General features: G+C 69.4%; 1 protein-coding gene. It reads right to left on the reverse strand.

Annotated features, from left to right (window positions below; all coding sequences use genetic code 11):
- The coding region (locus AC0IXR_RS25025) for an NAD(P)-dependent oxidoreductase (protein WP_471762592.1) at positions 1–297 on the reverse strand (297 nt) is incomplete at both ends.

A 297-nucleotide genomic window follows, 5' to 3' on the forward strand; every position in this document is an offset into this window, starting at 1 on the left:
GGCGCGACGACCACAAGGACGTCGCAGGCCCGCGCCAGCTCGACCGCGCTCGGGTGGTAGGCATAGGCCACCTCGGGTTGCCGGCGGCGGCCGTGATAGGCGATGGCGCAGCCGAATCCAGCGAGGCGCGTGGCGATGGCATGCCCGATCCGCCCGAGGCCGAGGATGCCGATGCGGCGCTGGTCCTCCTCGATCGGCACGCCGCCGATCTTCATCTTCACGACGGTGTAGCCACGGTCGAGGTAGCCGCGCATCTCGGCACGCAGCTGGGTGTCGTCCTTGCCGGGATAGTAATAG

It is taken from the genome of Methylobacterium sp. AC832, from assembly GCF_979256025.1.